This is a genomic window from Streptomyces sp. NPDC051963 (assembly GCF_044593495.1).
GTDB lineage: Bacteria > Actinomycetota > Actinomycetes > Streptomycetales > Streptomycetaceae > Streptomyces.
Genome location: NZ_JBIUCC010000012.1, coordinates 244483 through 257466, shown reverse-complemented (window position 1 = coordinate 257466; position 12984 = coordinate 244483). Strand labels below are relative to the sequence as shown.

Sequence of the window (12984 nt, the reverse complement as noted above, 5' to 3'; positions counted from 1 at the left end):
GCCCGGTTACATTTCGAACCCGGAAGCTAAGCCTTACAGCGCCGATGGTACTGCAGGGGGGACCCTGTGGGAGAGTAGGACACCGCCGAACAATCTTTGGAAGGACCTCTGGTCACCAGCGTTCAGCTGGGGCCAGGGGTCCTTTCGCTGTTTTGGGACAAATACATCCCGGAGCGCGCCGGGTACCCGGCTGCGCGAGAATGACTTGCGGTACCGAAGACAGGAGTCACCGATGTCCACCAACTCTCCCGACGAGCGACCGGAGCGCGACCAGCGGCGACGGGACAGTGGTGACCGTGGTGATCGCGGCGGGTACCGCGGTGGTCCGCGGCGCGGCAATGACCGCGCAGGTGGCGACCGGGGTGGGAACGACCGTGGCGGGTACGGTCGCGGCCCCGAGCGCCGTGGTGACGACCGCCGTGACGACCGTCGTGGCGATGACCGTCGGAGCGACGACCGGGGCGACCGCGGTGGCTTCCGGCGCGATGACCGTGACCGGGACAGGGACCGAGGCAGCTACGGCCGGCGCGACGACCGTCCCGTTGGGCCGCGTCGTGACGACCGGGATCGTGACCGAGGCGTTCGCCGCGATGGGGACCGTCCTCAGTTCCGCCGTGACGACCGTGGGGATCGCAGCGACCGCGGCGAACGTCCCCCGTTCCGCCGTGACGATCGCGGCGATCGGGGTGACCGTGGTGACCGGGGTGGTTTCCGCCGCGATGACCGAGGTGACCGGGGCGGGTTCCGGCGTGACGACCGAGGTGACCGTCCCGAGCGTGGTGGATTCCGCCGGGACGACAGCCGGGGTGACAACCGGGGAGAGCGCGGCGGCTTCGGCCGTCGTGACGACCGCAGGGACGACCGTCGCGAGGGCGACCGTCCCGGCTTCCGCCGCGATGACAACCGTAGCTATGGCCGCCGTGACGATGACCGGCGTCCTGTGCGCCGCGACGATGACCGGCGTCCCGTGCGCCGGGATGACGACCGTGGGTACGCGCGCCGTGACGACGATCGTGGTCACGGCCGTCGCGACGACCGCAGGGACGACCGCCGAGGTGGCGACGACCGCGGCCCGCGCCCTGGGTTCCGTCGGGACGACAGCCGGAGTGACGACCGCGGTCCCCGCAGTGGGTTCCGTCGGGATGACAGCCGCGGGGACAGCAGGGGCGACAGCCGAGGCGAGCGCGGTGGGTTCCGTGGGCAGGGCGGCCGGGATGGCCGGGATTTCCGGGACGACCGTGGTCGTGGGCCCCGTCGTGATGACCGGGGCGGACGGCCCGGGGGCTTCCGTGGCCGGGATGACCGGCGGGACGACCGCCGGGGTGACGACCGGCGTGGTGGTGGCCGTTTCCGTGACGAGCGGGACCGGGACCGGGAGCCGATCAAGCGGCTGCCGATCCCTGAGGACGTCACCGGCGAGGAGATCGACAAGGACGTACGGCAGGAGTTGCAGAGTCTGCCGAAGGGGCTTGCCGAGGACGTCGCCAAGAACCTGGTGATGGTCGCCCGGCTCATCGACGAGGACCCCGAGGGCGCGTACGGCTACTCCAAGGTGGCCCTGCGGCTGGCGTCGCGCGTTGCCGCCGTACGCGAGGCCGCTGGTTTCGCGGCGTACGCGAACCAGAAGTACAGCGAGGCGCTGGCCGAGTTCCGGGCCGCGCGGCGGATGACCGGGAACGTGGAACTGTGGCCCGTCATGGCCGACTGCGAGCGTGGTCTCGGGCGGCCCGAGAAGGCGCTGGACATGGCCGGGGCACCCGAGGTGAACAAGCTCGACAAGGCAGGGCAGGTCGAGATGCGGCTTGTCGCGGCCGGCGCCCGGCGTGACATGGACCAGCTCGACGCGGCCATCGTGACGCTTCAGAGCCCCGAGCTGGCAGCCGGTTCCGTACAGCCGTGGACCGCGAGGCTGCGGTACGCCTATGCCGACGCGCTGCTGGCCGCCGGTCGGGTGGCCGAGGCGCGGGAGTGGTTCGCGAAGGCGGTGGAGGCCGACAAGGACGGCAGCACGGACGCCTCCGACCGGCTCGCCGAACTCGACGGTGTCGAATTCGTCGACGCGCTGGACGAGGACGAGGGCCATGAGGGCGACGAGACGCCCTCGTCATCCCCTGCGGATGACGACAAGGAGTAGCAGCGGTCAGGCGTCCTCCGAGGAGGGCGACAGAGGGGCGGGATCCCGTGCGTGGGATCCCGCCCCTCTGTCATTCACAGGTCCAACGCGCGTAGCACCAGGCCTGACGCGGGCTTCGGGCCGAACGACGTCGACTTCCGGGGCATCGTGACGCCCTGGCGGGCCAGGTCGCGAACGACCTCCTCGCGGACCGGGTGCATCAGGACGGCCGTACCGCCGTCGCGTTCGGCCTTCTCGACCGTTGCAGCCGTGTCATGGATGTAGGCGATGTGCGCGGGGGAGTCCTCAGGGATGTGCCAGACGTGGTCGAGGAGCGTGGCGTGCAGGACGGTTGCGTCCAAAGTGCGCCAGGCCGCGGGGTGGTCCGCCGGGATCGTACGGGCCAGGAGGTCCGGGTCCGGTTGGTCGATCAGGTGGAAGGCGCCGTCGCCGGCGAGAAGGAAGGCGTTGCTGGCGCGGGCCGCGTCGGCCAGGGCGTCCAGGGCCTTGGGGAGCGGGACTTCCAGGTGACGTATGCGGAACAGGGTGTCCAGCGGTTTGAGCGCTTCCGCGACCGGCACGCCGTGCAGGAGGCGGTGGATGGCGCGGACGCGGAGCGGGTAGCGGGCCGTGTCCACGAGGAGGACGAGGCCGTGGTCCCAGGGGCTGGGCGAGGGATGCTCCGCGCGTAGACGCAGGTACGTCGCCCAGCGGTGGTGGCCGTCGGCGATCAGGGCCTGGTGACGGGCGAGGTCGGACTGGATGAGGGCCTGCTCTTCGGGGTCCGTGATCGACCACAGGCGGTGGCGGAAGCCGTCTTCTGTGGTGGTCGCCAGGAGCGGGGGGTGCTCGGCCGTCCGCTCGATGACGGCGGTCGTGTCGGTTGCCGAGCCGTTGCCGCGGTAGGTCAGGAGCAGGGGCTCGAGGTTCGCGGACGTGGCGCGCATGAGGTCGGCGCGGTCGGCCACGATGTGCGGCATGACGTCCTCGTGCGGCAGGACCAGGCCTTCCGCGGGTTCCGACAGGCGCAGTGCGCCGATCACGCCGCGTTGGAGCAGGCCGTCGCCGTCGCGCTGCTCGTACACGTACAGGCCGGGCCGCGGGTCGGCTGCCAGGACCCCCTCGGAGAGCCAGCGGCGCAGGGTCTTGGCCGCTTGTTCGTTGCGGGCGCCGGGAGTGGGTGCCTGGGGGAGGATCAGGCGGACGATGTTGTGCGGGTCGGCCGACTCGAGGTGGAGCACGCCGTCGGGGCGGACCACCACGTCGTACGGCGGTGAGGTCACGGCGGCCAGACTGCCGACCCGGTCGGGGTCGTAGCGGAGTCCTCGGAACGGGGTGAGTTCGAGGCCTCGGCGCACCGTTGCTTCCGAGTGACCTGCTGAGTTCATCCCGGCATCGTACGTGTGTCAGTGGCATGCGACATGATCGAGGGAAAGCTGTCGAGCGAGGAGCGATGCGGAATGAGCCAGAGCGTCAGGACGGGGCCGGAGGGCAGTGGCCAGGCCCTGAGCGAGGCGTACGACACGGCACTGCTCGACCTGGACGGAGTGGTGTACGCGGGCGGGAACGCGATCGCGCACGCCGTCGATTCGCTGGCCACGGCCCGCGCGGGAGGCATGCACCTGGCGTATGTCACGAACAACGCCCTGCGCACCCCTGACGTCGTGGCCGCGCATCTGACCGCCCTGGGCATACCGACGGGCGCGTCCGACGTCATCACCTCGGCGCAGGCGGTCGCCCGGCTGATCGCCGAGCAGGTGCCGAAGGGCTCCCGTGTGCTGGTGATCGGAGGGGAGGGCCTGCGGGTGGCCCTGCGTGAGCGGGGGCTGGAGCCCGTGGAGTCGGCGGACGACGAACCGGCGGCGGTCGTTCAGGGGTACGGCGGGCCCGAACTGCCGTGGGGCCGCTTCGCGGAGGCGTGCTACGCCATCGCGCGCGGCGTGCCCTGGTTCGCGTCCAACACCGACCTGACGATTCCCAGCGCCCGCGGGATCGCGCCCGGCAACGGCGCCGCGGTTCAGGTCGTCCGGATCGCGACGGGTGCCGAGCCGCAGGTGGCCGGCAAGCCGCTGCCCCCGATGCACCGGGAGACGATCCTGCGGACCGGGGCCGAGCGGCCGCTGGTGGTGGGGGACCGGCTGGACACGGACATCGAGGGCGCGTTCAACGGCGGCGTGGACTCGCTGCTCGTGCTGACCGGCGTGACCGACGGAAGGCAGCTGCTAGCCGCGCCGCCGCAGCACCGGCCGACGTATGTCGACGCCGATCTGCGGGGCATGCTCACCGGCCAGCCGGAGGTCACGGCGGACGGCGGAGGTTTCCGGTGCGGCGGCTGGACCGCGACGGCAGGCGGGAGGCTGGAACTCGACGGCGACGGCGGGGCGTTGGACGGTCTGCGGGCGCTCTGTGCGGCGGCCTGGACGTCGGCCGGGGAGGACAAGTGCGAGCTGGACGGGGCGAAGGCGCTGGCGCGGCTGGGGCTGTGAGCCGTTGCGCCTGCTCACCGGCAGGGGACCCGAGGGCGAGGGTGCAGCGGGATCGTGGCCGAATAGGAGGGTAGGCTAACCTAACTGCGTGTTGGTCGACAGTCCTCCTGAACAGCGCGCGGAGACCGCCCCCGCGCCCCCAAACCGCCGGGCGATACGTGCCTTTGGGCTGCTTGTCTCCGTGGCGATCCTGTTGCTCGTCGTGCTGGCGAGCATCGCGATCGGCGCGAAAGAGCTGTCCGTGAACCAGGTGTGGCACGGGTTGTTCGAGGATTCGGGGACGTACGGCGATGTCGTCGTCGCCGAGCGGCTGTCGCGGACCGTGCTCGGACTGCTCGCCGGTGCCGCACTGGGTCTGGCGGGTGCTGTTCTTCAGGCGCTCACCCGCAATCCGCTGGCCGATCCCGGGCTGCTCGGGATCAACGCGGGCGCCTCGGCCGCGGTCGTCACCGCCATCACGTACTTCGGTGTCACGAGCCTGACCGGCTATGTGTGGTTCGCGTTCTTCGGTGCGGCCGCGGTCGGGGCGCTGGTCTGGTTCCTCGGCGGCAGCCGGGGTGCCACGCCGGTACGGCTCGCGCTCGCCGGCACCGCGATCAGCGCCGCGCTCTACGGCTATCTCCAAGCCGTGATGATCATGGACGAGGCGGCGCTGGGCAAGATGCGCTTCTGGACGGTCGGTTCGCTCAGTTCGGCGACCGACGACACCATCATCCAGGTGCTGCCGTTCCTCACCGTCGGCACGCTGCTCGCCCTCGGGCTCGCCCGGCCGCTCAACGCGATGGCCATGGGCGACGACACCGCCAAGGCCCTCGGCGCCAACCTGAACCGCACGCGGGCACTGTCCATGCTGGCCGCCACGGTCCTGTGCGGTGCGGCGACCGCCGCCTGCGGGCCGATCGTCTTCGTCGGGCTGATGGTGCCGCATGTCGTACGGTCCTTCACCGGTCCCGACCTGCGCTGGATCCTGCCGTACGCGACCGTCCTGTCGCCCGTGCTGCTGCTGGGTGCCGATGTGATCGGCAGGGTGGTGGCCCGGCCGGCGGAGCTCCAGGTCGGCATCGTGACCGCGATCCTCGGCGGGCCGGTCTTCATCTTTCTGGTACGACGGCGGAGGACGGCGCAGCTGTGAAGACGACTGTGAAGACGACTCCGAAGACGACCAACCGTGCCATCAGGACGCCGGGCGGGCTCTCCGTCCGGCTGGACGTCCGTGCCTTCGTCGTCGTCGCCCTGCTGCTGCTCGCCGCGCTCGCCGCGAGCGTCGTGCTGATCGGCACCGGCGACTTCCCGATCTCGACCGGCGACGTGCTCAAGACGCTGCTGGGCAACGGCAATGCGGGGCAGGAGTTCATCGTCAACGATCTGCGGCTGCCGCGGGTTCTGGTCGGGCTCCTGGTGGGTGCCTCGCTGGGTCTGGGCGGTGCGCTGTTCCAGGCCATCTCCCGCAATCCGCTGGGCAGTCCGGACGTACTCGGTCTCGGGCAGGGCGCGACGGCCGGTGCGCTCGTGGTGATCGTGCTGATGTCGGGGAGCGCGGCCCAGGTCACCGTCGGGGCGCTGGTGGGTGGTCTCGTGACCGGTATGGCCATCTATCTGCTCGCCTGGAAGCGGGGCGTGCACGGTTATCGGCTCGTGCTGGTCGGTATCGGTGTGTCCGCGATCGTGACGGCGATCAACGGCTATCTGCTCACCAAGTCCGACCTGGTGGACGCGGCCCGTGCGGTCGTCTGGATGACCGGATCCCTCAACGGCCGTGACTGGGACCAGGTCTGGCCGTTGCTCGGGCTGTGCGCCGTGCTCCTGCCGCTGGTTTTCGCCAATGCGCGCGGGCTGCGGATGATGGAGATGGGCGACGACGTGTCGAACGCCCTCGGGGTGCGCGTCGAGCGGGTACGACTGCTGCTGATGGTGGCCGCCGTCCTGCTCACCGCGACCGCGACCGCCGCCGCCGGTCCGGTGAGCTTCGTCGCGCTCACCGCCCCGCAGCTCGCCCGGCGTCTGACCCGCTCACCCGGGCCCAACCTGCTGCCTTCCCTGTGCATGGGCGCCGCGCTGCTGGTCACCGCCGACTGGGCCTCGCAGCGGGCGTTCGGCGCCGACCAGCTGCCCGTGGGTGTGGTCACCGGGGTGCTCGGCGGCGTCTATCTGCTGTGGCTGCTGGTCACCGAGCGCAAGGCGGGGCGGATATGAGCGCGGACATGAGCGCAGTGAGCGACAACCGGCCGGCGATGAGCGGCACAGCGAACGAGAACAACCAGAGGAGCACCGTGAACCGCCTGTCCGCCGAGAACGTCACCCTCGCCTACGACCAGCGCGTCATCGCCGAGCAGCTGTCGGTGGAGATCCCCGACAACTCCTTCACGGTGATCGTCGGCCCGAACGCGTGCGGCAAGTCCACGCTGCTGCGGGCGCTGTCGCGGATGCTGAAGCCCAGCCAGGGCCGGGTGCTGCTGGACGGGGCGGTCATCCAGTCGATGCCCGCGAAGAAGGTCGCGCGGACGCTGGGCCTGCTGCCGCAGTCGTCGATCGCACCCGACGGGATCACGGTCGCCGACCTGGTGGGCCGCGGCCGGTACCCGCACCAGGGCATCCTGCGTCAGTGGTCGTCCGAGGACGAGCGGGTCGTACAGGAGTCGATGGAGCAGACCGGGGTCGCCGAGCTCGCCGATCGCTATGTCGACGAATTGTCGGGCGGTCAGCGGCAGCGCGTGTGGATCGCGATGGCGCTGGCCCAGCAGACGCCGCTGCTGCTGCTCGACGAGCCCACGACGTATCTCGACATCCAGCACCAGATCGACGTGCTCGATCTGTGCGCGGAACTGCATGAGGAGCAGGGGCGCACGCTGGTCGCAGTGCTCCACGACCTCAACCACGCCGCCCGGTACGCCACCCACCTCATCGCCCTGAAGGACGGGGCGATCATCGCGGAGGGCGCGCCGAACGACATCGTCACCGCCGAACTGGTCGAGGACGTCTTCGGGCTGCGCTGCCAGGTCATCGACGACCCGGAGACGGGGACGCCGCTGGTGGTGCCGGCCGCGCGGAAGGCACGCACGCGGGGCACCGTCGACATCGAGAAGGTGGCTGCTACAGAAGCTTCCTGAGGACGAGCAGGTCGCGCAGGCTCGCGTGCAGCTTCACCCGGCCCGAGCCCCAGGCCTTCGCGAAGTTCAGCCTGCCGTCGACCAGTGCCACCAGGTCGTCGCCGGCCATGGCCAGTCTGATCTGGGCCTTCTCACGGGGTGCGCCCTGGAGCGTCTCGTGGACCTCGATCCGGCCGCCCGTCAGACGTCCGGCGAAGGTGACGTCCAGGTCGGTGATGTGGCAGCTCACCGAGCGTTCCAGGGCCGCGGCCGTGCGGGCGTCGCCCTCGGCGCCCTGCATGTTGTCCGAGAGCTTCTCGAGTGCGGCGCGGCACTCCTCTGTCGTGGCCATCGCGATCGACGGTACCCCAGCGGTTCGGGGTAGCGTCTGGGCATGAGCGACTCACTGCCGGGGACCGAGACCCCGGAGGACGAGACGGCGGCGGTCGACCCCGAGTACGACCCCGCCGGGCCCGCCCCGCTGAACGTCCCCCGCACCCCCACCGGCAACGCCGACGTCGACGCCCAGCTGGAGCGGATCGCCGACGCCGACCACCTGGCCACGGACGGACACATCGAGGTGTACGAGGATGTACACAGGGGGCTGCGTGACGCGCTCACCGCGCTCGACGCCCGCCCGGGACCTCCGGCGCCCCCGACGCCGTACGGACACAGGAGCTGAACCGAACGTGGCAGGAGTCGCACGTCGCCGTCTCGATGCGGAGCTGGTCCGCCGCAAGCTCGCGCGCTCGCGTGAGCATGCCAGCCAGCTGATCGCCGCAGGGCGCGTGACCGTCGGCAAGACCGTCGCGACCAAGCCGGCCACGCAGGTGGAGACCGCGGCGGCGATCGTGGTCCAGGCCGACGACCGCGACCCCGAGTACGTGTCGCGAGGCGGGCACAAGCTCGCCGGTGCGCTACAGGTCTTCGTACCCGAGGGCCTGGTCGTCAAGGGGCGGCGGGCGCTGGACGCGGGGGCGTCCACGGGCGGCTTCACGGACGTACTGCTGCGGGCCGGGGCCGCGCACGTCGTCGCCGTGGACGTCGGATACGGGCAACTCGCGTGGACTCTGCAGAGCGATGAACGCGTCACCGTCAAGGACCGTACGAACGTACGCGAGTTGACGCTTGAGGCGATCGATGGGGAGCCCGTGGATCTTGTCGTGGGGGATCTTTCCTTCATCCCGCTCGGACTGGTGCTGCCCGCCCTGGTGCGGTGCGTGCAGCCGGACGCCGATCTGGTGATGATGGTCAAGCCGCAGTTCGAAGTGGGGAAGGAGCGGCTGGGAAGTGGTGGCGTGGTGCGCAGCCCGGAGCTGAGGGCCGAGGCCGTACGGGGTGTCGCCCGACGGGCCTGGGATCTCGGGCTCGGCGTGAAAGGTGTCACCGCCAGTCCGCTGCCCGGACCCTCCGGAAATGTCGAGTACTTTCTGTGGCTGCGGGCCGGAGCAGCCGAAGTGGACCCGGCCGACGTTGACCGTGCAGTTGCGGAGGGGCCGCGTTGACACAGAACCGAGCTCGTACTGTTTTCCTGCTCGCCCACACGGGTCGGCCTGCGGCGATTCGCAGCGCCGAGCTCGTGGTCAAGGGGTTGCTGAGGTCCGGGATCGGCGTACGTGTCCTGGAGCACGAGGCGCGTGACCTGCCGTTGCCCGCGGAGGTGGGGCTCGTCAAGGAGGCGACGCCGCAGTGCCTCGACGGGTGCGAGCTGCTGATCGTGCTGGGCGGCGACGGGACGCTGCTGCGGGGCGCCGAGTTCGCCCGGGCCTCCGGGGTGCCGATGCTCGGCGTCAATCTCGGGCGGGTCGGGTTCCTGGCCGAGGCCGAGCGGGACGATCTCGACAAGGTCGTCGACCGGGTGGTGACGAAGGCGTACGAGGTCGAGGAGCGGATGACCGTCGATGTCGTCGTGCACAGCAACGGCGACATCGTGCACACCGACTGGGCGTTGAACGAGGCGGCCGTGCAGAAGGCCGGCGCCGAGAAGCTGCTCGAGGTCGTCCTGGAGATCGACGGGCGGCCGGTCACCGGGTTCGGGTGCGACGGCATCGTGCTGTCCACTCCGACCGGGTCGACCGCGTATGCGTTTTCCGCGGGTGGGCCGGTGGTGTGGCCCGAGGTGGAGGCGCTGTTGATGGTGCCGATCAGCGCGCATGCGTTGTTCGCGAAACCGTTGGTCACTTCGCCGGATTCCGTGCTGGCCGTCGAGGTGTTGCCGCACATCCCGCCGGGGGTGCTGTGGTGCGACGGGCGGCGGACTGTCGAGTTGCCTGCGGGGGCTCGGGTCGAGGTGCGGCGGGGGGCTGTGCCGGTGCGGCTGGCTCGGTTGCATCACGCGTCGTTCACGGATCGGCTTGTGGCCAAGTTTGCGTTGCCGGTTTCTGGGTGGCGGGGGGCGCCTCATTAGCCACCTGTGGAGGGTGGTTCGGAGCGTTGGGGGCTGCGGGTCCGCTGTGGCTGGTCGCGCCCCGCGGCGGAGCCGCTTGATGTATGCAGCCCCGCGCCCCTGGGGCGCTGCACTCAGGTGAGTGACATGGGGGACCGGCGTCGCGCATCCGGTCTTGGACCTCGTAAGGTCGTCACCGTGTTGGAGGAGATGCGGATACGGTCGCTCGGAGTCATCGACGATGCAGTCGTCGAGTTGTCGCCGGGGTTCACTGCTGTCACCGGTGAGACCGGCGCCGGTAAGACCATGGTCGTCACCAGCCTCGGGCTGTTGCTCGGTGGCCGGGCTGATCCGGCGCTGGTGCGGATCGGGTCCGAGAAGGCGGTCGTGGAGGGTCGGATCGGGGTGCCCGAGGGTGCCTCCGCCGCCATCCGGGCCGAGGAGGCCGGGGCGGAGCTCGACGACGGCGTGCTGCTGATCAGCCGTACCGTTTCCGCCGAGGGGCGCTCGCGGGCACATCTGGGCGGGCGCAGCGTGCCGGTGGGGATGCTGGCCGAGCTGGCCGACGAGCTGGTGGCCGTGCACGGGCAGACCGATCAGCAGGGGCTGCTGAAGCTGTCCCGGCAGCGGCAGGCGCTCGACCGGTATGCGGGGGACGCCGTCGCAGGGCCGCTCGCCAAGTACGGGGAGGCCTACCGGCGGTTGCGGGCCGTCTCCGCCGAGCTCGACGAGATCACCACGCGCGCGCGTGAACGGGCCCAGGAAGCCGACATGCTGCGGTACGGGCTCGACGAGGTCGCCGAGGTCGAGCCGCGTGCAGGTGAGGATGTCGAGCTGGCCGAGGAGGCCGAGCGGCTGGGGCATGCGGAGGCGCTGGCCTCCGCCGCGACCGCCGGACATGCCGCGCTGGCCGGCAACCCGGAGGACCCGGAGGGGGTCGACGCGGCGACGCTCGTCGCGGGTGCCCATAGGGCGCTGGACGCGGTGCGGTCGCACGACCCGGCGCTGGCCGCGCTGGCGGACCGGATCGGGGAGATCGGGATCCTGCTCGGCGATGTGGCCGGGGAGCTGGCGGGGTACGCCGACGATCTGGACGCGGATCCGTTGCGGCTGTCGGCTGTGGAGGAACGGCGGGCCGCGCTGACCGCCTTGACCCGGAAGTACGGCGAGGATGTCGCCTCCGTGCTCGCCTGGGCCGAGCAGGGCGCCGCGCGGCTCACCGAACTGGACGGTGACGACGAACGGCTCGACGAGCTGACCGCCGAGCGGGACGCGCTGCGGGCCGAACTGGGCGGGCTGGCACAGGCGTTGACGGACGCCCGGATGGAGGCCGCCGAGCGGTTCGCCGCCGCGGTGACCGCCGAGCTGGCCTCGCTGGCCATGCCGCACGCGCGCGTGTCCTTCGACATCCGGCAGACCGAGGACCCCGAAGGCGTCGAGGTCGGCGGGCGTACGGTCGCGTACGGGCCGGCGGGTGTCGACGAGGTGGAACTGCTGCTGGCCCCGCATCCGGGCGCGCCGCCCCGGCCCATCGCCAAGGGGGCGTCCGGCGGTGAGCTGTCACGCGTGATGCTGGCCGTGGAGGTCGTGTTCGCGGGGACCGACCCGGTGCCGACGTACCTCTTCGACGAGGTCGACGCCGGTGTCGGTGGCAAGGCGGCCGTGGAGATCGGGCGCCGCCTGGCGCGGCTCGCCAAGACCGCGCAGGTGGTCGTGGTGACGCACCTGCCGCAGGTCGCCGCCTTCGCCGATCGACAGCTGCTCGTCGAGAAGACCAACGACGGGACGGTCACCCGGTCCGGTGTGAAGGTCCTCGAAGGGGAGGAGCGGATCCGGGAGTTGTCCCGGATGCTCGCCGGACAGGAGGACTCGGAGACGGCCCGGGCGCATGCGGAGGAGCTGCTGGCTACGGCCCGGGCGGACGCGTAAGCGCTCCGCCGGTTTTGCCGGGTTCCGCCGTGGGGCCGCCAGGTCGTCGGTCGTCTGCGGGTCCGTCGTGGCCGGTCGTTCCCCCACTCTCGACTTCGCTCGAGCGGGGGGGACCCCCATCGCGGCGGAGCCGCATATCAGATACAGCCCCGCGCCCCTTCGGGGCGCTGCCGAACCGCGGTGGGTCGGACTAGGGTGTCCCGATGATCACCCGTGCCGCCGCCTCGCTCGGTCTCTCCGCCCTCCTCACCCGTGCCGCCGTCACCGCGCTCCGCACCAGGGCTCCGGGTGACCGCCGGCAGCGCACGAACTACGCCGGGCGGACCGTCGAGTTGTACGCCGGACCGGCGGCGGCCCTGGCGACCACCCTCGCCACCGCACGCGTCCGGCCCGCCGCCGCCCTCGCGGTGGCCGCCGCCGGGGCCTGCGGGGCGTACGACGATGTCGCCAAGGACGACCGGCGGGGCTTCCGGGCCCATCTGTCCGCCCTCAGGCACGGCGAAGTCACCAGTGGCGCCGTGAAGTTGTTCGGGATCGGTGCCGCCGGGCTGGTCGCCGGGGCGCTGCTCAAGGAGAAGCCGGTCGACAAGGTGCTCGCGGGAGTCGTGATCGCCGGAGCCGCGCATTTCGTCAATCTCGTGGACGTACGGCCCGGTAGGGCTGTGGGTGCGGTGCTTCTCCTCGGGGCGCCGGGACTGCTGCGGAAGGGCCCCGGGGCGGAGTTGGCCGCCGTCGCCGTGGGAGCCGCCGCTGCCGTGCTGCCCGAGGACCTGGGGGAGCGGGCGATGCTCGGCGACACGGGGGTGCATGCGCTGGGCGCGGCGCTCGGTGCCGCCGTCGTCGCGAGCAACAACCGGGCGGGGCTGGTCGCGCACGCCGCCGCCCTCGTGACCGCGGCGGTGTACGGCGACAAGATCAGCGAGGCGGCCCGCTCACTCGTGTGAGTGAGCCCACTGCCGTGCCGTCCAGCGGTCTCACCTCGGG

General features: G+C 71.4%; 13 protein-coding genes and 1 rRNA gene. 11 read left to right on the top strand and 3 right to left on the bottom strand.

Annotated features, from left to right (window positions below; translation table 11 throughout):
• A 5S ribosomal RNA gene (rrf, locus tag ACIHFB_RS41360) occupies positions 1 to 91 on the top strand; the annotation flags it as partial.
• Between the two features lie 135 nt (positions 92 to 226).
• On the opposite strand, the gene ACIHFB_RS41355 is transcribed toward rrf, so the two are convergent.
• Entirely contained in the window at positions 227 to 1021 is a 795-nt protein-coding gene (locus ACIHFB_RS41355; RefSeq protein WP_365288388.1) for a hypothetical protein, read from the bottom strand.
• A 369-nt stretch (positions 1022 to 1390) separates the two neighbouring features.
• Between ACIHFB_RS41355 and ACIHFB_RS41350 the strand changes: the two genes are divergently transcribed.
• Positions 1391 to 2134 carry a tetratricopeptide repeat protein gene (locus ACIHFB_RS41350; protein ID WP_365288394.1) on the top strand — a complete coding sequence of 248 codons (744 nt, stop codon included), beginning with the start codon at positions 1391 to 1393 and terminating at the stop codon, positions 2132 to 2134.
• A gap of 74 nt (positions 2135 to 2208) precedes the next feature.
• Here the strand turns inward: ACIHFB_RS41350 and ACIHFB_RS41345 are convergent, their stop codons facing one another.
• Positions 2209 to 3501 carry a DUF1015 domain-containing protein gene (locus ACIHFB_RS41345; RefSeq protein WP_400129570.1) on the bottom strand — a complete coding sequence of 431 codons (1293 nt, stop codon included), beginning with the start codon at positions 3499 to 3501 and terminating at the stop codon, positions 2209 to 2211.
• Between the two features lie 72 nt (positions 3502 to 3573).
• Here ACIHFB_RS41345 and ACIHFB_RS41340 point away from each other — a divergent pair, with 72 nt between their 5' ends.
• The 4 genes from ACIHFB_RS41340 (at position 3574) to ACIHFB_RS41325 (ending at position 7706) form a co-directional block, all read left to right on the top strand.
• Positions 3574 to 4599 carry an HAD hydrolase-like protein gene (locus ACIHFB_RS41340; RefSeq protein ID WP_365288384.1) on the top strand — a complete coding sequence of 342 codons (1026 nt, stop codon included), beginning with the start codon at positions 3574 to 3576 and terminating at the stop codon, positions 4597 to 4599.
• An 88-nt stretch (positions 4600 to 4687) separates the two neighbouring features.
• Entirely contained in the window at positions 4688 to 5731 is a 1044-nt protein-coding gene (locus ACIHFB_RS41335; RefSeq protein ID WP_365288382.1) for an iron chelate uptake ABC transporter family permease subunit, read from the top strand.
• Positions 5728 to 6792, top strand: coding sequence for an iron chelate uptake ABC transporter family permease subunit (locus ACIHFB_RS41330; protein WP_365288380.1), 1065 nt, complete (start codon positions 5728 to 5730; stop codon positions 6790 to 6792). The genes ACIHFB_RS41335 and ACIHFB_RS41330 overlap by 4 nt, the downstream gene beginning before the upstream one ends.
• Positions 6793 to 6800: 8 nt before the next feature.
• Positions 6801 to 7706: an ABC transporter ATP-binding protein gene (locus tag ACIHFB_RS41325; RefSeq protein WP_365288378.1), complete on the top strand. Its 906-nt coding sequence runs from the start codon at positions 6801 to 6803 to the stop codon at positions 7704 to 7706.
• Here ACIHFB_RS41325 and ACIHFB_RS41320 read toward each other — a convergent pair.
• Positions 7690 to 8037, bottom strand: coding sequence for an SCP2 sterol-binding domain-containing protein (locus tag ACIHFB_RS41320; RefSeq protein ID WP_365288376.1), 348 nt, complete (start codon positions 8035 to 8037; stop codon positions 7690 to 7692). The genes ACIHFB_RS41325 and ACIHFB_RS41320 overlap by 17 nt on opposite strands.
• A 42-nt stretch (positions 8038 to 8079) precedes the next feature.
• Here ACIHFB_RS41320 and ACIHFB_RS41315 point away from each other — a divergent pair, with 42 nt between their 5' ends.
• From ACIHFB_RS41315 to ACIHFB_RS41295, 5 genes are all read left to right on the top strand, one after another.
• Positions 8080 to 8367, top strand: coding sequence for a hypothetical protein (locus ACIHFB_RS41315; protein WP_365288374.1), 288 nt, complete (start codon positions 8080 to 8082; stop codon positions 8365 to 8367).
• A gap of 7 nt (positions 8368 to 8374) precedes the next feature.
• Positions 8375 to 9190 carry a TlyA family RNA methyltransferase gene (locus ACIHFB_RS41310; protein WP_365288373.1) on the top strand — a complete coding sequence of 272 codons (816 nt, stop codon included), beginning with the start codon at positions 8375 to 8377 and terminating at the stop codon, positions 9188 to 9190.
• Positions 9187 to 10092: an NAD kinase gene (locus ACIHFB_RS41305; protein WP_365288371.1), complete on the top strand. Its 906-nt coding sequence runs from the start codon at positions 9187 to 9189 to the stop codon at positions 10090 to 10092. Before ACIHFB_RS41310 ends, ACIHFB_RS41305 begins: the two co-directional genes overlap by 4 nt.
• 189 nt (positions 10093 to 10281) lie before the next feature.
• Positions 10282 to 12000 (top strand): DNA repair protein RecN, encoded by a 1719-nt coding sequence (recN, locus tag ACIHFB_RS41300; RefSeq protein WP_365288392.1) that lies wholly within the window; start codon positions 10282 to 10284, stop codon positions 11998 to 12000.
• Between the two features lie 203 nt (positions 12001 to 12203).
• Positions 12204 to 12944 carry a hypothetical protein gene (locus tag ACIHFB_RS41295; RefSeq protein ID WP_400129569.1) on the top strand — a complete coding sequence of 247 codons (741 nt, stop codon included), beginning with the start codon at positions 12204 to 12206 and terminating at the stop codon, positions 12942 to 12944.
• Positions 12945 to 12984 lie beyond the last annotated feature (40 nt).